The 17901-nt window shown below is 43.1% G+C and carries 15 protein-coding genes, 2 pseudogenes and 1 riboswitch; of the genes and pseudogenes, 9 read left to right on the top strand and 8 right to left on the bottom strand.

The window, feature by feature from the left end; all coding sequences use genetic code 11:
* From glmM to ACTQWB_RS10930, 8 genes are all read right to left on the bottom strand, one after another.
* Window positions 1–1347, bottom strand: a complete 1347-nt coding sequence (glmM, locus tag ACTQWB_RS10895) for a phosphoglucosamine mutase (protein ID WP_441501595.1) — start codon at window positions 1345–1347, stop codon at window positions 1–3.
* A 153-nt stretch (window positions 1348–1500) separates the two neighbouring features.
* The gene (locus ACTQWB_RS10900) at window positions 1501–2418 is read right to left on the bottom strand and encodes a sugar phosphate nucleotidyltransferase (RefSeq protein ID WP_441501594.1); all 918 of its coding nucleotides are present in this window, start codon (window positions 2416–2418) and stop codon (window positions 1501–1503) included.
* Window positions 2419–2550: 132 nt separating this feature from the next.
* Window positions 2551–3624: a peptide chain release factor 1 gene (prfA, locus tag ACTQWB_RS10905; protein WP_441501593.1), complete on the bottom strand. Its 1074-nt coding sequence runs from the start codon at window positions 3622–3624 to the stop codon at window positions 2551–2553.
* Window positions 3625–3743: 119 nt separating this feature from the next.
* A complete protein-coding gene (gene prmC, locus ACTQWB_RS10910; RefSeq protein ID WP_441501592.1) occupies window positions 3744–4613 on the bottom strand; it encodes a peptide chain release factor N(5)-glutamine methyltransferase in 870 nt (289 codons plus the stop codon).
* Window positions 4610–5689 (bottom strand): DUF1385 domain-containing protein, encoded by a 1080-nt coding sequence (locus tag ACTQWB_RS10915; protein WP_441501591.1) that lies wholly within the window; start codon window positions 5687–5689, stop codon window positions 4610–4612. The genes prmC and ACTQWB_RS10915 overlap by 4 nt, the downstream gene beginning before the upstream one ends.
* A gap of 75 nt (window positions 5690–5764) precedes the next feature.
* Window positions 5765–5968, bottom strand: coding sequence for a 50S ribosomal protein L31 (rpmE, locus tag ACTQWB_RS10920; protein WP_117851138.1), 204 nt, complete (start codon window positions 5966–5968; stop codon window positions 5765–5767).
* Window positions 5969–6077: 109 nt separating this feature from the next.
* Window positions 6078–7712, bottom strand: a complete 1635-nt coding sequence (rho, locus tag ACTQWB_RS10925; protein ID WP_441501590.1) for a transcription termination factor Rho — start codon at window positions 7710–7712, stop codon at window positions 6078–6080.
* A gap of 388 nt (window positions 7713–8100) precedes the next feature.
* On the bottom strand, window positions 8101–9135 hold the full coding sequence (locus ACTQWB_RS10930) for an anthrax toxin lethal factor-related metalloendopeptidase (protein WP_441501589.1): 1035 nt from the start codon (window positions 9133–9135) through the stop codon (window positions 8101–8103).
* A gap of 166 nt (window positions 9136–9301) precedes the next feature.
* Window positions 9302–9385, bottom strand: a riboswitch (cyclic di-GMP riboswitch).
* Between the two features lie 215 nt (window positions 9386–9600).
* On the opposite strand from ACTQWB_RS10930, the gene ACTQWB_RS10935 reads away from it, so the two are divergent.
* The 9 genes and pseudogenes from ACTQWB_RS10935 (at window position 9601) to ACTQWB_RS10975 (ending at window position 17874) form a co-directional block, all read left to right on the top strand.
* Window positions 9601–10527, top strand: a complete 927-nt coding sequence (locus tag ACTQWB_RS10935; RefSeq protein WP_441501588.1) for a transglutaminase-like domain-containing protein — start codon at window positions 9601–9603, stop codon at window positions 10525–10527.
* Between the two features lie 31 nt (window positions 10528–10558).
* Window positions 10559–11602: a type II secretion system F family protein gene (locus ACTQWB_RS10940; RefSeq protein ID WP_441501587.1), complete on the top strand. Its 1044-nt coding sequence runs from the start codon at window positions 10559–10561 to the stop codon at window positions 11600–11602.
* A 48-nt stretch (window positions 11603–11650) separates the two neighbouring features.
* Window positions 11651–12013: a hypothetical protein gene (locus ACTQWB_RS10945; protein WP_441501586.1), complete on the top strand. Its 363-nt coding sequence runs from the start codon at window positions 11651–11653 to the stop codon at window positions 12011–12013.
* Window positions 12010–12495 carry a DUF4860 domain-containing protein gene (locus ACTQWB_RS10950; protein WP_441501585.1) on the top strand — a complete coding sequence of 162 codons (486 nt, stop codon included), beginning with the start codon at window positions 12010–12012 and terminating at the stop codon, window positions 12493–12495. The genes ACTQWB_RS10945 and ACTQWB_RS10950 overlap by 4 nt, the downstream gene beginning before the upstream one ends.
* Before the next feature lie 75 nt (window positions 12496–12570).
* Window positions 12571–13032 (top strand): hypothetical protein, encoded by a 462-nt coding sequence (locus tag ACTQWB_RS10955; RefSeq protein WP_441501584.1) that lies wholly within the window; start codon window positions 12571–12573, stop codon window positions 13030–13032.
* Complete coding sequence (locus ACTQWB_RS10960) at window positions 13029–13535, top strand: hypothetical protein (RefSeq protein ID WP_441501583.1); 507 nt, start codon at window positions 13029–13031, stop codon at window positions 13533–13535. The genes ACTQWB_RS10955 and ACTQWB_RS10960 overlap by 4 nt, the downstream gene beginning before the upstream one ends.
* Before the next feature lie 4 nt (window positions 13536–13539).
* Window positions 13540–14610 (top strand): type IV pilus twitching motility protein PilT, encoded by a 1071-nt coding sequence (locus ACTQWB_RS10965; RefSeq protein WP_441501582.1) that lies wholly within the window; start codon window positions 13540–13542, stop codon window positions 14608–14610.
* 104 nt (window positions 14611–14714) lie between these two features.
* Window positions 14715–16242: pseudogene (locus ACTQWB_RS10970) on the top strand (IS1182 family transposase).
* Window positions 16243–16346: 104 nt separating this feature from the next.
* Window positions 16347–17874: pseudogene (locus ACTQWB_RS10975) on the top strand (IS1182 family transposase).
* Window positions 17875–17901 lie beyond the last annotated feature (27 nt).

The raw sequence follows: 17901 nt of genomic DNA on the forward strand, positions 1-17901 counted from the left end.
TCAACCAACAATCAGCCCTTCGGCTTCCATTACTTTCACAACACTGTCTACATACTGATGGCAAAGCTCATCCGTCTCTGCCTCTACCATTACACGGATCAGCGGCTCAGTTCCACTCTCACGTACCAGAATGCGTCCGGAATCCCCAAGTGCATTAGCTGCTGCTTCCACAGCTTCGATCACCTTCGGATTCTCACGTGCCGTTTTCTTATCAGCTACACGTACATTGCGGAGAACCTGTGGATATACTTTCATCTCTTTGGCAAGATCACATAAGGTTGCTTTCTTGTCAACACATGCTTCCATCACCATAAGAGAAGTAAGGATTCCATCACCGGTAGCTGCATAACGGCTGAAAATAATATGACCGGACTGCTCTCCTCCAATGCTGTAGTTATTTGCCAGCATGTTTTCGGCAACATATTTATCACCAACTGCAGTCTGCTCATAGCGCATTCCCTCACGCTCCAGAGCTTTATAAAGTCCCATATTAGACATAACCGTGGTAACAACGGTATTTCCGTTTAACTTGCCCTGTTCCTTCAGATATTTACCGCATACATACATGATCTTATCACCGTCAATAACATTTCCACGGTGGTCAACTGCGATACAGCGGTCAGCATCTCCATCATAAGCAAATCCAATATCCAGACCATTATCTACCACATATTTCTGAAGAACTTCAATATGTGTGGAGCCACAGTTTGTATTGATGTTCGTTCCATCCGGCTGGTTATTGATCACATAAGTCTTTGCCTGAAGTGCCTCGAAAACACTCTTTGCGATTGCTGAAGAGCTTCCGTTTGCACAATCAAGGCCAACCTTTACGTTCTTAAAGTCACGGCTTGGAATAGAAATCAGATATCCAATGTAACGGTTACGGCCGGAAGCAAAATCAATGGTACGTCCAATGTCTTCTTTGCGTGCAAGCGGCAGTTCTTCAATCTCTCCATCAATATAAGCCTCAATGCGCTCCTCGATTTCAGCCTCGATTTTCTGTCCATTTCCATTCAGAAGCTTGATTCCGTTGTCATAGAATGGGTTATGGCTTGCAGAAATCATAATACCACAGTCAAAATCCTCTGTGCGGACTGCAAAAGAAACACTTGGAGTAGTCGTTACATGCAGAAGATACACATCTGCGCCAGAAGCTGTAAGACCTGCTACCAAAGCATACTCAAACATGTAACTGCTTCGTCTGGTATCTTTTCCGATTACGATCTTAGCTTTATGGTCACGTCCGTAGTACCAGCCTACATACCGTCCTACTTTAAATGCATTATCAACTGTCAGCTGGACATTCGCTTCACCACGAAATCCGTCTGTTCCAAAATATTTTCCCATATCTAATTATCCTCCTTGCTTAGAGCTCCCGAAAACATACATAAGCCCAACATCACTGCGTACTCAGTGCCTGGCGGCCGCTTCTCCATACACAGGAATCATTCATTCGCATAATTTACGCTACTATTTTTTTATATACACTATCTGACCAGCTTATTTGTAAAGTCCGTTTGGATATACGCCAGCCTCTGTAAGCTCTTTAAAGGCTTTGATCACAACCTCTTTATCCTCCTGATAAGTTACTCCAAACCAGGTATCCTTTGTTTCAAGGACATCTACCTGGGCAGCACCCTTCTGGATCAGCTCATCGATCATAACTGGAAGCAGATATTCGGCTTTAATGTCACCAGGCTTCACATTCTGAAGAAACTCTACAAATCCATTGTATAACGTATCCATAAATGCAGGAGTCAGTCCCCACATATTCATGGAAACAAGCTCATTCAGATCCAGTTTTTCTACAGGCTGGCCATCCTCACGGCTCTCTGCGCCATCCGTTGTCTTGAAAATATTATGTGTCTCTGTTACTCCTGTAAGCTTGCCATCTGTAATGTGGCAAAGACCTCTGGTAACGCTTCCATTATCGCTTAAGGTATTTCCAAGTCTAAAGCCTGCCATACAGATATGAAGGACGTCATCCTGTGGCTGCTCCTGAACCAGATAGTCATGTACTTTTACATACGCTTCCTTGCCGTAGTAATCATCCGCATTGATAACTGCAAATGGCTCTGTAAGGAACTCTCTTGCACAGATCACTGCATGTCCGGTTCCCCATGGTTTCGTTCTGTCAGCAGGCTTTACAAAACCTTCCGGAAGCTTATCGATTTCCTGGTATGCATATGCAACTTCTGCGATTTTCTCAACTCTTGCACCGATAGTGCTCTTAAATTCTTCTTCCAGATCCTTACGGATAATAAAGACAATTTTATTAAACCCTGCTTCCAGTGCATCCCGGATAGAATAATCCATAATGATCTCACCATTTGGTCCAACTGGTGCAAGCTGTTTAATTCCATTTCCAAAGCGGCTTCCAACGCCAGCTGCCATGATTACAAGAGCTGTTTTTTTCATAGGTAATTACCCCCCATTTTTACATGATTGTTTTTTAATACTACACTCTGAAAGCTCTAGTCCATTCTCTTCCAGTTTAAATCTATTCCAGTCATGTAGTTTCTCACACTATTTATTTACGAAGTCTTACACTTACTGATCCTGCAGATTGCTAAGCTTCGCAGCCTGATCTGCTGCGATCAGACTGTCAATGATCTCATCCAGATCACCATTTAAAATATTATCCAGTCTGTGAAGAGTAAGCTTAATACGGTGATCCGTTACACGTCCCTGCGGGAAGTTATAGGTTCTGATCTTCTCCGAACGGTCACCTGTACCGATCTGGCTTCTTCTTGCTTCTGCCTCTGCATCATGCTGCTTCGCCAGCTCCATCTCATACAGACGGGAACGAAGTACCTTTAACGCTTTATCCTTATTCTTCAGCTGGGATTTCTCATCCTGACAGGAAATAACGATTCCTGTGGGAATATGTGTCAGTCGTACTGCTGAATCTGTCGTATTGACACACTGTCCACCATTTCCGGAAGCACGGAATACATCGAATTTACAGTCATTCATATCCAGATGGAAATCAATTTCCTCAGCCTCTGGCATGATTGCAACTGTACATGTGGAAGTATGGATTCTTCCACCTGACTCAGTCTCCGGTACACGCTGTACGCGGTGTACACCACTTTCATATTTCAGTCTGGAATAAGCACCGGCACCATTGATCATAAAAGTAACCTCTTTAAATCCACCGATTCCATTCTCATTCAGACTCATCATCTCTGTTTTCCACCGTCTGGATTCTGCATATTTCACATACATTCTATAGATTTCAGCTGCGAAAAGAGCAGCCTCATCGCCGCCAGCACCGGCACGGATCTCCACAATAACATTTTTATTATCATTAGGATCCTTCGGCAAAAGAAGAATCTTCAGATCATGCTCCTGCTCTTCCACACGCTTCTTTGCGTCAGAAAGCTCTTCCTTGAGCATTTCTCTCATCTCTTCATCTTTTTCTTCTTCCAGCATAGAAAGACTGTCCTGAATTGTCTCTTTATTTTTCTTATATTCCTTATAAGTATCCACAATTGGCTGCAGGTCGCTCTGTTCCTTCATAAGCTTCTGAAAGCGCTCCGGGTTGGATGTCACATCCGGCTCACCCAGCTCATTCAGAACTTCCTCGAAACGTATGAGCAAATCGTCCAACTTGTCAAACATGGTTTTCCTCCTGTCATTTCTTCGTTACTGCCAGCAATCCTGACATAAATTTCGTTTTCCCAGAGGCATCAGCCCCTATCATCAGATCTGTTACCAATAATACCGGCAGATTCCTACGTTTATCTTCTGCCCAGTACTACTCTGTCAAGTCCAGTCAGGTCTTTTATCACCTTCACATCCTGAAACCCATTCTCCACCATCAGCTCTGATACGTCCTGTCCCTGATCGTATCCGATTTCAAACAACATCCAGCCATCCTTTTTCAGAAAGACTTTTCCTTCTGATACAATCTTCCTGTAAAAATACAGGCCATCCTCATGGCCATCCAGCGCAAGCCTCGGGTCGTGATCGCGCACTTCTTCCATAAGCTCTTCTATATCTGCGCTCCTGATATATGGTGGATTTGAGATAAGAATATCATACCATGCCTGGTCTTTACCAGTCTTTTCTTCAAAAAAAGGTGACGAAAACAAATCACTTTCCACCAACCTGGCTCTTTTATCCACTTCCAGATTTCTGGCATTCTTCTCTGCCACCAGAAGTGCCTGTGGGGAAATATCGGCTCCCACACCACAGGCATCCTGCATAAGTGCCAGAAGGCTTAAAAGAATACAGCCAGATCCGGTACACATATCAAGTATCTCTGGAGCTTTTTTTCCCTTCAGAAGCTCCAGTGCCTTTTCCACAAGTGTTTCTGTGTCCTGTCTTGGTACCAGCACATTCTCATTTACATAAAACTCAAAACCCATGAAATAGGCCTGATGGGTAATATGCTGTAACGGAATGTGTTCTGCTCTTTTTTGAATCAGATTTCTGTACTCTTCTGCCTTTTCTTCCTCTATCACGTCATCGGAATGAGCAAAGTAAAAGGCCCTGCTCACACCAGTCACATACTCCAGAAGAAGCCAGGCATCCAGCCCGGCTTCCTGGATCTTTTGCTGTTCCAGAACCTTGGTTCCTTCTTTTAATAATGTTTCCAGAGAGGTCATTTCGTCTCTCCTGCTATGGAATTTACCACATGATCTGTTGCTTTGGTTTCCTCATTTTTGGTTTCCTCATTTTTGGTTTCCTCTGCTTTGTTTTCCCCAGCTTCATTTTCATAGGGAATATCCAGATCAAATTCTTCCTTTAAGTAAGCCCGCCAGTCAAAAACTGCCTCTACTGCTTTAATGGCAACCTCTGCCATATCTGCAGTAGGCTCCTTGGTTGTAAATTTCTGCATTGCCATTCCTGGTTTACTCATCATCAGAGCGAATTTGCTGTCCGTTCTGCCTGCCCACTGGATGATCTCAAAGGAAATTCCTGATACAACAGGTACCATAAGCAAACGTCCAAAAAGGCGCAGCCAATAAGATGGTACCAATACGAATATAAAATGCAGGAAAATACTTACCAGCATAACCAGGAACAAAAAGCTGGTTCCGCAGCGTCTGTGAAATCTGGAGCTCTCCAGCACATTCTCAACCGTAAGCGGCTTGCCGTTCTCTACACAATTGATACATTTATGCTCAGCGCCATGATACATGAAGGTTCTCTGGATATCCTTCATTCTGGAAATAAGGAGCATATATCCCATAAACAGCCCCAGCTTCACAAAAGCCTCCACAATGGTAACTACCACTTCAGATGCCCCAACCTTACGGCAAAGACTTGCCAATACATAAGGAAGCAGCATAAATGCAGCTATGGAGATTACGATTGAAACAGCCACCGTTACATATAGCAGGGCTTTAAATGCCTTATCTTCTTTTTTCTTCTTGGCTTCCAGTTCTTCTGCAGAAAGGGCAGCATTTTTCTTAGCCTCTTCCTCATCCTCTTCGTCCCCTGCGATCTCAGCAGAATACATCAGGCATTTGGTTCCAGTTACCAGAGAATCAATGAAGCTTACCATTCCACGGATAATCGGTTTCTTCCATATTTTCGCATTGCCAAAAATGCATTTATAATCTTCAACTTTCAGTTCAATTTCTTTATCAGGACGGCGTACCGCAATGGAATACTTATCCTTATGACGCATCATAATGCCTTCCATTACAGCTTGTCCACCGATATTAGATGGTTTCATCTTATCCTCCGTCTCTTATTACAAAGAAAGGTTGAGATTTCCCAACCTCAACCTTCTCATTCTGTAATATTCAAATTATTTATTCAGGCCGTATTTCTCGTTGAACTTATTGATACGTCCGCGAGCCTGAGTAGCTTTCTGCTGTCCTGTATAGAACGGATGACATTTGGAGCAGATTTCTACGTGGATGTCCTGCTTGGTAGAACCTGTTACAAAAGTATTACCGCAGTTGCAGGTTACAGTTGCCTGATAGTAATTCGGATGGATTCCTTCTCTCATGATTTTCACCTCTCTATATTTATTCTATTTTATTTGCGTTGAATCTGACGAATTCACACTTTACACAGCCTACTGATTATAGCATGGCGTTATGAGAAATGCAAGTTATTTATAAAAATTTCTGTTTTTTTACAGTTTGCACAAATTCTGCGTTATTAGCAGTACGGGCAAACATATTCAGGATCTGCTCTACAGCCTCGTCGGATTTCATTCCATTAAGAGCTTTTCGCATAATATACACAGCTTCCTGCTCATCCCTGCTCAAAAGCAGATCCTCCCGTCTGGTACCGGATTTCTGGATATCAATGGCCGGGAACACTCTCTTCTCCTGAAGCTTACGGTCAAGAACAAGCTCCATATTACCAGTTCCTTTGAACTCCTCGTAAATTACATCATCCATCTTACTTCCGGTATCGACCAGTGCTGTCGCCAGAATGGTAAGGCTGCCTCCTTCGCGCATATTACGGGCAGCACCAAAGAAACGCTTCGGCATGTGCAGGGCTCCCGGATCAAGACCGCCGGACAGAGTTCTTCCGCTTGGCGGAACCACCAGGTTATAAGCCCTGGCAAGTCTGGTAATGGAATCCAGAAGGATCACTACATCCTGTTTATGTTCTACAAGGCGTCGTGCACGCTCTACAACCATCTCGGAAACACGCTTATGATGCTCTGGAAGCTCATCAAATGTAGAATAGATAACTTCCACATTTGGTCCCTGTATTGCTTCTTTAATATCCGTAACTTCCTCTGGACGTTCATCGATCAGAAGAATGATCAGATGCATATCACTGTTATTTTTGAGAATGGATTTCGCCACATCCTTCAGCAATGTCGTCTTACCAGCTTTGGGCGGGGAAACGATCATTCCACGCTGTCCCTTACCGATCGGGCTGATCAGATCCACGATACGCATAGCTGTGGTACCGCCAGGCCTTTCCATGATGAGACGCTCATTTGGAAAAATAGGGGTCATATTCTCAAAATTGTATCGTTTCTGTCCTTCGCTGGGATGAAACCCATTGATAGATGTCACATATAAAAGGGCACTGAATTTCTCTCCCTGGGTCTTAATACGGATATTTCCCTGGATAATGTCTCCGGTCTTCAGGTTAAACCTGCGGATCTGTGATGGGGAAACGTAAATATCATTCTCCCCTGGAAGGTAATTCTCACTTCGGATAAATCCAAAACCATCCGGCATGACCTCCAGGATACCGTTCGCCTTTTCTCCACTATCGAGCTGGACCGTCTCCGCAGAAACATGATAAGCATTGCTCACATTCTCTGCATGCTCATCATTTACAACACGTGGCTGCTCAGGCTCCGCATCCCTGATCTCAGCCGGTGGAACCACTTCTACAGTCTTTACTGAGGGCTCACGTTTCGCAAAATTATCTGTTCTGGTTTCATTATTATAGCTGTTCTGACGCACTGTATTCTCATTCCGGTTATAGCTATTACTGCGAAATTCCGGATTACGTCTTATGATCGTACGGGATTTCACAGGGGTTTCTCGCTTTTCAGATGCTGGAGCTGCCTCTGTTTTCTCGCTTTTTTCCTGTACAGATACGCTTTCTTCTGCCTTCTGGACAGGCTGTGCACTCTCAGACGCTTCTTTTCTATCTTCTTCTAACATACGCTCAATTAATTCAGGCTTTCTCATAGTAGAAATGCCCCTCAGTCCCCTGGCTTTCGCAATTGCTTTCAGCTCTGCCAAAGGCAACGATTCATATTTTTCTCTCATCAATCATCTACCTCTTTGACTTCAATTATTTATAAAACATTTCAATTTTGATTTCACGGGATACAAATGTCTGATTAGACAGAAGCAATATATACTGAATTTGTAAAATAACCTTCAAAAAAATCTAGCAAAATTTATTTTAACACATTTCGGATGCTATGTCTATATCAATTCCAAATATGTCGATCCCAGCCTGCACGTCCCATTTTTCCTGTTTGTCCGATTACAGAATAAAAGGTGACCTTTGTCTTGTATTATACACATTCCAGTTTTTTTATTGCAAGAATTATTTGTCGACACATATCCAGCACCTTCGACATGCGTTTAACCGAAAACACCCGGAGACAACTCTCCGGGTGGTGATCACTTTTTGAAATTAATCTGTTCTTTATTTCCAATATGGACCATAAATCTTCTGGATTTTCGCAATCTGCGCATCCGTGATCTGATTCAGTGCATTCTGAACTGCTGCATAAGTCTGAGGTCTTGCACTCTTCAGGGAAGCGTTGTTCAGGATATAATCCTTAACAGATTCAGCAAAATATTCTGAAGAATTCTGTGTTACATATGCTTTATTAAATGCTGTAACATTATTCTTCTCAGCTGCATAAATACTCTGGAAACTGGAAGTTCTGTCAGCGTTTCCTGCGATAAATGCAAGGAAATGTCCCAGTTCATGGTATACAGAATCATCAATCTGTCTCATGGTAATGGATCTTGATCTCGCTTCGAAGTATCCGGAATAGTTTACAGAAGGATCAACTACCAGCTTGAAGCCCAGTTTCTGGAATGCGGAAAGCACACGGCTGTCCATCTTTCCGGCAACAGAAGTTACATTGGCTTCGTATTTGCCCTGGTTCTTATTTGCAGTTGATGCTGTAGTCGTCTTAGCTGTTGTAGAGGTTGCAGTACTCTTCACACCAGAAGATGTGGTATTGGCTACTGCCTCATTGTTAATGGTTACCTGCTGGGTCGTAGTTGTCTGTACAGTTGTTGTAACCTTGGATGTAACCAGTTTCTTTTTGGATTTCTTGGTATATTTCTCAGTCGCATTTGTTACAACTGTGGTTTTGGTTGCTACGGTTGTATTTCCGGTGGTTTTCTTGGAATTGGAAACCTTGGTTTTTGTTTTCAGCTTCTTGGTATAGCTCTTCTTGGAAGCCTTTTTCAGCTTGACTGTCTTCTTAGTTGTCTTGGTCTTACTTGTAGTCTTAACAATGGTCTTCGGCTGGGATGCCAATGGAGTTTCTTCCTCGGCAATAGATGTCTCCATAACCGGATCTGTATAGCTTGGGAACTCTGGTGCTTCCCCTGCTCCTGAAAAAAATGAAACACCACCGATCACAGCTGCAAGTGCTATCGCTGCACAACTGGAAACAAGTTTCTTATTAGCGAACCACTCTGTTAATTTCTTTCCTTTCATATATATGCACACCTTTCTTGAACGATAATGGATTCTGACCTGCCGCTCTTTGGAAACCACATCCATTCATGGCAATAAAAAAACCGTTTATCAGATTAAATAAACGGTTGCCACAAACAGATGACCTCTGTCTCCTGTCATCATCACATCACATAATCAATATCAATGCGGCAACCGGCTGTCATAGTCTGTAGACCTTAGACCCGTGGCTTTGCGTCCCTGCCTTTCGACAGGTTTGCCTTTAATTACATTCTCATAATAAGCCTTTTTCCAACTATTGTCAACGAAAAAGGGCATGAAAAAATAACTAAATTTTCCACAAAAAGCTTCGAAACAGAGCGAAATTTCATAAATGAATTCTCTCTTTCTTTTTTGACATAATCTGCTATACTTATTTCATAAGACCAGGGTTAAAAGATCAAAAACCCTTTTACTTTTGACAGCATTATAAAAAGGAGCGGCACTATGTCAAACCGTACTTCTGCCCTTCCTCTTTGCTTATTTTTATTATACTTTACTTTATTTGCAATAACAGGCTGTGGCGGTAACAGCACCGTTGCTTCTGATGAGCCTCCTGTTTTTTCCCCATTACAGGTACTGGTTCCCGAAGCGCCTGGCACCAGCACTGTGGGACAGTCACCGCTGGTTCTTGATACCTCCAATATCAGTCAGGGGTATCTGACTGCGAAAAGCGACGCTAATGGCACTACCAAGAATATCCAGCTTTGTGCAGATGACGGCGTTGTCTATTCTTATTTTGTTTCATCCGGTGAAAGTGCCGTTATCCCTTTTACCAGTGGAAGTGGTACTTATCAGGTGACCTGTTATGAGCAGGTAAATGGCAGTCAGTATGCTGCACTTTATGCACAGGCGTTGGAAGTGACCCTGGAGAATGAATTTCTCCCGTTTCTCTACCCGAACCAGTATGTAAACTTTACCCCGGATTCAGAAGCCAGTAAGCTGGCTCTTTCCCTTCTGATAGACGATGCTGCTGAGCAGGAAAGCATTGACACCGTTTTCCAGTATGTAACACAGCACATCACCTATGATGAGGAAAAAGCTGCCACAGTTGAAACAGGCTACCTCCCTGATGTGGATGAGACCCTTTCGACAGGCAAGGGAATCTGCTTCGATTACGCTGCTTTGATGACAGCCATGTTAAGAAGCCGGGATATTCCCTGCAAGCTTCAGATTGGTTATGCAGGTGACATCAAGCATGCCTGGATTGATGTCTATATCCGCGGTAAAGGCTGGGTAGAGCACGCCATCACCTACGATGGGGAAAAATGGAACCGCATGGATCCCACTTTTACAGCCAATAGCGAAGATGAAGAGCTTATTAACTCCTACATAGGAGACAGTGATAACTATACCTTGCAATTCACCCGATAACATTTTGAGCGTGTCTTAGAAAGGATTTTTTATGATCACCAGATTAAACAACCGGGAACTATTCCAATTCTGTGAACAGTTTTCCATTATATTACGTTCCGGAATGTCCGCCATAGAAGGACTGACCGTATTAAATGATGACAGCCAGACAGAAAGAGGTAAAGAGATCTTATCTTTCCTTTATAAGGATATGGAGGAATCCGGTTCCCTTGCACATGCCATGGAAAAATCCGGTGCTTTCCCTGCTTCTGCCACAGCCTATGTCCGTACCGGTGAAGAAACCGGCTGTCTCGACGAAGTTATGAAGGGACTGGCAGATTTCTATCAGAAGGAAATCCAGATTTCAGACCAGATTCAGAGTGCAGTTACTTATCCTCTTGTCATGTTCGGGATGATGACTGCGGTCATTGTAATCCTCCTGGTAAAGGTCCTGCCGGTCTTCCGTCAGGTTTTTCGCCAGCTTGGACTGGAAATGAGCGGTGTTTCCGGTGCCCTTCTTGGAATGGGTGAAACACTAAGCCGCTATTCCATCGTATTTCTGATTCTTCTGGCTCTGATAATCGGTTTTATCTTTTTCCTTACTTTCCATCCAAAAGGACAACAGCTTGTCCGCAGAGCCATTTACCGCTTCCCGGGAATGAAAGAAATACCGGCAAATCTGGATTACAGCCGTCTCTGCCAGTGTATCTCCCTTGGAATCCGCAGTGGACTCTCCCCCGAGTTATGCGTGGAACTGGCTGGTGCAGTTGTCACTCAGTCCGAAATCAAGGATAAGCTGACCGCCGCACAGAAACAGCTTTCCGAGGGCTATGGTTTCACAGAAGCCATCACAGACTCCGGACTTTTTCAATCTATGGAGCTTCGCCTGATTTCACTTGGTTTTCAGGCAGGAGCATCCGATGAAGTAATGGGCAAACTTTCGGAACGCTATGAAGAGAAATCCGTTGGTTCTATTTCCCATATTGTTTCCATTCTGGAACCAACTATCGTCATCGTTCTGTCACTACTCGTAGGCCTGATTCTTCTTTCTGTTATGATGCCTCTCCTGGGATTACTTTCGGAAATGATTGCCTGATATCATTTTCGGCATTCCCGGATTCAGAGAGCAATTGGAGAATTTGAAATGAATTTTGAAACCAACATATTTGAAACCAGAAAAATGCATATAAAACGGATTTTGTTCCGTATTGCCCCCATCTTGTTTGCAGTAGTCCTCTGCATTCTCTTTTATATGGGAATCACACATACCCAGAAGGATTCCCTGGAAAAAGAACAGGTGACTTTAACCAGCGCCCTTGAGGGTGGCGCGGTGCGGACCTATGCCCTTACCGGCAGGTATCCGGAAAGTCTGGACGAGCTGCTTTCTGATTACCATATTACTTATGACACGGAGAAATTTGTGGTAGAATACATTCCGAACGGTTCAAATCTTCTGCCATCTATCAGTGTTCTTCCGCTGAATGCCAGGAAAGGAGATTCCAGATGAGCACCTTTTTTTCCAGAAAACACAGTGTGGATTCCCTGGCAACATTGCTGTTGTTTGCAATGTATGTGCTCTTCCTTCTGTTTTTGTTGCTTTTTGGAGCTGGAAATTACCAGGCTTCGGTAAAAAGCCTGGACACAAATAACAACCTTTACACAGCAGCCTCCTATATCACCACAAAATTCCGTCAGCATGACCAGGAAGGCTGCACCTCACTGACCCAGATACAGGACACCACAACGCTCTGCTTTCAGGAAAACATGAATGGGAAACCTTATTTTACCTACATTTATTTTGATGGCGGCCATCTGAAAGAACTGTTTACAGCCGCCAATTCCCAGGCTGATCTTTCTATGGGAACTGAATTGGCCCAGCTTCAGGACTTTCAGATTGAATCCATAGAAGATCAGTTTTACCGGATCACATTAACCGATATTGATGGACATAGTTCCAGTTTTCTGCTCCATCCAGGTGTGCCAGTCTAAAGGGTATTTAAAAAAATCCAAATAGAACACATGACCCAAAAGTATTTTGCCACAAACTCTGAAAGGAAGTTTCCCATGCAAAAAATTACTACCCATTCCAAATCCGGTCTTTTCCTCATGGAAATGATATTCGTCCTTCTTTTTCTGGGATTAACCTGTGGTGTCTGTGTACGGCTGTTCGCTGCTTCCTATATGGCACGGACCACAGCACGTGAAGATGCACACATCCAGGAGCTTATTACCAGTGCAGGGGAGATTCTGGAAGGAAGTGACGGCACTGTACAGAATTTTCTGAAACTTATGCCGGATGGAATTGCAGACCAAGACACCATTAGTTACTATTTTGATAAGCAATGGAAAAATGTTTCTGAAAAAGAGGCAGTCTATAAGATGACCATAACGCTCTCCGTTCTGGCTCCGGTCAAAGAAGCCGTTATCCGCTTTTCCAGAGCTGCTGTTTACACTGAGGATTCCAGCCTTTATGAACAGACCATCCGTTTTCCCTTTTTCAAGGCAGAGGAGGTGTCAGGCTCATGAGTGAAAAAAACAATCTTTTTTCTGCGACCGGAATTCCATCCCTGTTTCTGATTTTTGGAGTACTGATGCTGGTGATTCTTTCCCTCCTGGGATATGGAACTTCCAGACAGGATCTTCGCAGCAGTACCCTTTCGCTTAATCAGACTACTGCCTATTACAATGCCTGTACAGAAGCAACTGATTTCTATGCAGATATGGTTCAGACGCTAGAAGGATTCACTAATCAGGTTCTGGATAAGCAGGAATACTACAAACTTGTTTCTGATTATTTCAGTCAAAATCAAAACGCACAATGGGATCCTGATAAGTATATAGTTTCCTATGTGAAAGCTTTTTCTGACACCCAGAGTCTTGAAGTGCAGTTTCTAATTTTATGGAAGGACCCACAAGCAGTGCTTTCTGGTTCCTCTGATAACGCCATTGCCCGGATTCTCACCTGGAACACCATCGTAACCGCAGACTGGAACCCGGACACAAGGCAGTCCGTTTTTAAAGGAGAATAATTTTATGGAAGAAAAAGTTCAGGCTTTTCTGGAACTTGCCACCCAGAAAAAAGCCTCTGACATTTTTGTGATCGCAGGCCGCCCCCTTTCCGTAAAGATTGATGGGAAGCTCTGTACCCTGGAAGGATTTGAAGAACGTCTCATGCCTCCTGAAACAGATGAATTTATCCGTATCATCTATAAACTGGCACATAACCGAAACATCCAGCCTATGCTGGAATCCGGAGACGATGACTTTTCCATGGCTATCCCCGGGCTTTCCAGATTCCGTGTAAATACATACCGGCAGAGAGGTTCCCTCGCTGCTGTTATCCGTATCATTGCTTTTAATCTCCCAGATCCCCAGGATCTGCATATTCCGCCTGCAGTCATGGAGGCCGCCCAGCTTACCAAAGGTATGGTTCTGATCACTGGTCCTGCAGGAAGCGGTAAATCCACAACTATGGCTTGTATCATTGACCAGATCAACCACACCCGCGAAGGTCATATTATTACTCTTGAGGATCCCCTGGAATATCTTCACCGGCATGATAAATGTATTGTCAGCCAGCGTGAGATCTGTACGGATACCGCGAATTATCTTGTTTCCCTGCGCGCAACCCTGCGCCAGAGTCCGGATGTCATCCTTCTTGGAGAAATGCGTGACCATGAAACCATCCAGACTGCTATGACAGCTGCAGAGACCGGGCATCTGATTCTTTCCAGTCTGCATACTACAGGAGCAGCCAATACCATCAGCCGTATTATGGACGTCTTTGATCCCAGCCAGCAGCACCAGATTGCCATTCAGCTTTCCATGGTGCTGCAGACGGTTATCTCCCAGCAGCTGGTACCGGATGTTAACGGTCACAATATTCCTGTTTTTGAGATCATGAAGCTTACACCAGCCATCCGGAATATGATTCGTGACAATAAGGTCTACCAGATCGACGGTGTGATTGCCTCCTCTTCCCAGGCAGATATGCGTTCCATGGACACCAGCCTTCTGGAGCTTTACCGCAGCCATCAGATTACCAGGGAAACAGCCCTGAAATATTCTTCCAATCCGGAAATGTTAAAAAGGAAGCTCATGTAAAGAGCTTCCTTTCAGATTGTAGACAAAGCCCTGCTTTTGCAGGGTTTTGCTATTGTTGGAACCGCTTTTCTGATATAATAAATATCAGAAGGGCGGTGTTTTTTATGATGACGAAAAATGCAGATAAAAAAAGAGAACAAATGATGATGTTTTCCATGGATGACATGGTACCTCAAAACCATATGCTGCGATTGATTGATAAAGCAATCAATTGGAACTTTATTTATGATCTGGTTGAAGAAAAATACTGTCCGGATAACGGCCGTCCCAGTATGGATCCCGTCATGCTGATAAAGATACCATTCATTCAGTATCTCTATGGAATAAAAAGCATGCGTCAGACCATGAAAGAGATCGAGGTAAACGTTGCATACCGCTGGTTTCTTGGACTGGACATGCTAGATCCGATACCTCATTTTTCTACATTTGGAAAGAATTATACCCGCCGTTTCAAAGACACAGACCTTTTTGAGCAGATCTTTTCAAAGATATTGGAAGACTGTATGAAATATAATCTTGTAAATACAGGACAGATCTTCGTGGATGCAACACATGTAAAAGCCTGTGCAAACAGTAAAAAAATGCGTAAGCGGGTTGCACACGAACAGGCTCTCTGGTATGAAGAGGAATTAAATAAAGAGATTGAAAAAGACCGTCTGGCACATGGAAAAAAGCCATTAAAGAAAAAAGATGATAACCAGCCACCTGCATCCGGTGGAACCGGAAATGATAAGGATTCTATATCTGAAGAACTTCCTGAAGATGTGAAAACCCAAAAATGCAGCATCAGCGATCCGGAAAGTGGATGGTTTCGAAAGGGTGAACATAAACACGTTTTTGCATATGCAGTAGAAACTGCTTGTGATAAACATGGCTGGATCCTTGGATATACAGTACATCCTGGTAATGAGCATGACAGTCGTACTTTTAAAGCATTATACGATAAGATATCTAAACTGAATCCGCAGATGGTAGTTGCAGATGCAGGATATAAAACTCCGGCAATCGCCCATCGGCTGTTGGAAGATGGAATTCAACCACTTTTTCCGTATACCCGTCCCAAGACCAAAGAAGGCTTTTTCGGAAAACACGAATTCGCATATGATGAATACTATGATTGTTATATATGTCCGGGAGCACATATATTGACATACAGTACAACAAACAGAAGTGGATATAAAGAGTATAAAAGCTGCGGTGAACATTGTGCTGAATGCCAATGTCTTTCAAAATGCACAGAAAGTAAGGATCATGTAAAACTGATCACACGTCATGTATGGGAAGAATATATGGAAGTGGTAGAAGACATTCGGCACACGATCGGAAACAGACAGATCTACCAGTTAAGAAAAGAAACCATAGAGCGGATCTTCGGTACAGCGAAAGAACAGCATGGATTTCGATATACGCAATATGTAGGAAAGGCACGGATGGAGATGAAAGCCGGGCTTACCTTTGCATGCATGAATCTGAAAAAACTGGCAAAGATCCTGGAAAAACGAGGTTGGAACACAGCCAGATTTTTGTTGATTTTGAAAAAAATAAAAAGAAAAGAAGTTTTAAAAGAAAAATGGTGCTGGGCATAACACCCAACACCAAGTTTGTCTACAGTCTGAAAGGAAGCTCATGTAAAGAGCTTCCTTTCAGATTGTAGACAAAGCCCTGCTTTTGCAGGGTTTTGCTATTGTTGGAACCGCTTTTCTGATATAATAAATATCAGAAGGGCGGTGTTTTTTATGATGACGAAAAATGCAGATAAAAAAAGAGAACAAATGATGATGTTTTCCATGGATGACATGGTACCTCAAAACCATATGCTGCGATTGATTGATAAAGCAATCAATTGGAACTTTATTTATGATCTGGTTGAAGAAAAATACTGTCCGGATAACGGCCGTCCCAGTATGGATCCCGTCATGCTGATAAAGATACCATTCATTCAGTATCTCTATGGAATAAAAAGCATGCGTCAGACCATGAAAGAGATCGAGGTAAACGTTGCATACCGCTGGTTTCTTGGACTGGACATGCTAGATCCGATACCTCATTTTTCTACATTTGGAAAGAATTATACCCGCCGTTTCAAAGACACAGACCTTTTTGAGCAGATCTTTTCAAAGATATTGGAAGACTGTATGAAATATAATCTTGTAAATACAGGACAGATCTTCGTGGATGCAACACATGTAAAAGCCTGTGCAAACAGTAAAAAAATGCGTAAGCGGGTTGCACACGAACAGGCTCTCTGGTATGAAGAGGAATTAAATAAAGAGATTGAAAAAGACCGTCTGGCACATGGAAAAAAGCCATTAAAGAAAAAAGATGATAACCAGCCACCTGCATCCGGTGGAACCGGAAATGATAAGGATTCTATATCTGAAGAACTTCCTGAAGATGTGAAAACCCAAAAATGCAGCATCAGCGATCCGGAAAGTGGATGGTTTCGAAAGGGTGAACATAAACACGTTTTTGCATATGCAGTAGAAACTGCTTGTGATAAACATGGCTGGATCCTTGGATATACAGTACATCCTGGTAATGAGCATGACAGTCGTACTTTTAAAGCATTATACGATAAGATATCTAAACTGAATCCGCAGATGGTAGTTGCAGATGCAGGATATAAAACTCCGGCAATCGCCCATCGGCTGTTGGAAGATGGAATTCAACCACTTTTTCCGTATACCCGTCCCAAGACCAAAGAAGGCTTTTTCGGAAAACACGAATTCGCATATGATGAATACTATGATTGTTATATATGTCCGGGAGCACATATATTGACATACAGTACAACAAACAGAAGTGGATATAAAGAGTATAAAAGCTGCGGTGAACATTGTGCTGAATGCCAATGTCTTTCAAAATGCACAGAAAGTAAGGATCATGTAAAACTGATCACACGTCATGTATGGGAAGAATATATGGAAGTGGTAGAAGACATTCGGCACACGATCGGAAACAGACAGATCTACCAGTTAAGAAAAGAAACCATAGAGCGGATCTTCGGTACAGCGAAAGAACAGCATGGATTTCGATATACGCAATATGTAGGAAAGGCACGGATGGAGATGAAAGCCGGGCTTACCTTTGCATGCATGAATCTGAAAAAACTGGCAAAGATCCTGGAAAAACGAGGTTGGAACACAGCCAGATTTTTGTTGATTTTGAAAAAAATAAAAAGAAAAGAAGTTTTAAAAGAAAAATGGTGCTGGGCATAACACCCAACACCAAGTTTGTCTACAGTCTGAAAGGAAGCTCATGTAAAGAGCTTCCTTTTTATTGCATATTGCA

It is taken from the genome of Blautia sp. HCP3S3_H10_2, assembly GCF_052122375.1.
Classification (GTDB): domain Bacteria; phylum Bacillota; class Clostridia; order Lachnospirales; family Lachnospiraceae; genus Blautia_A.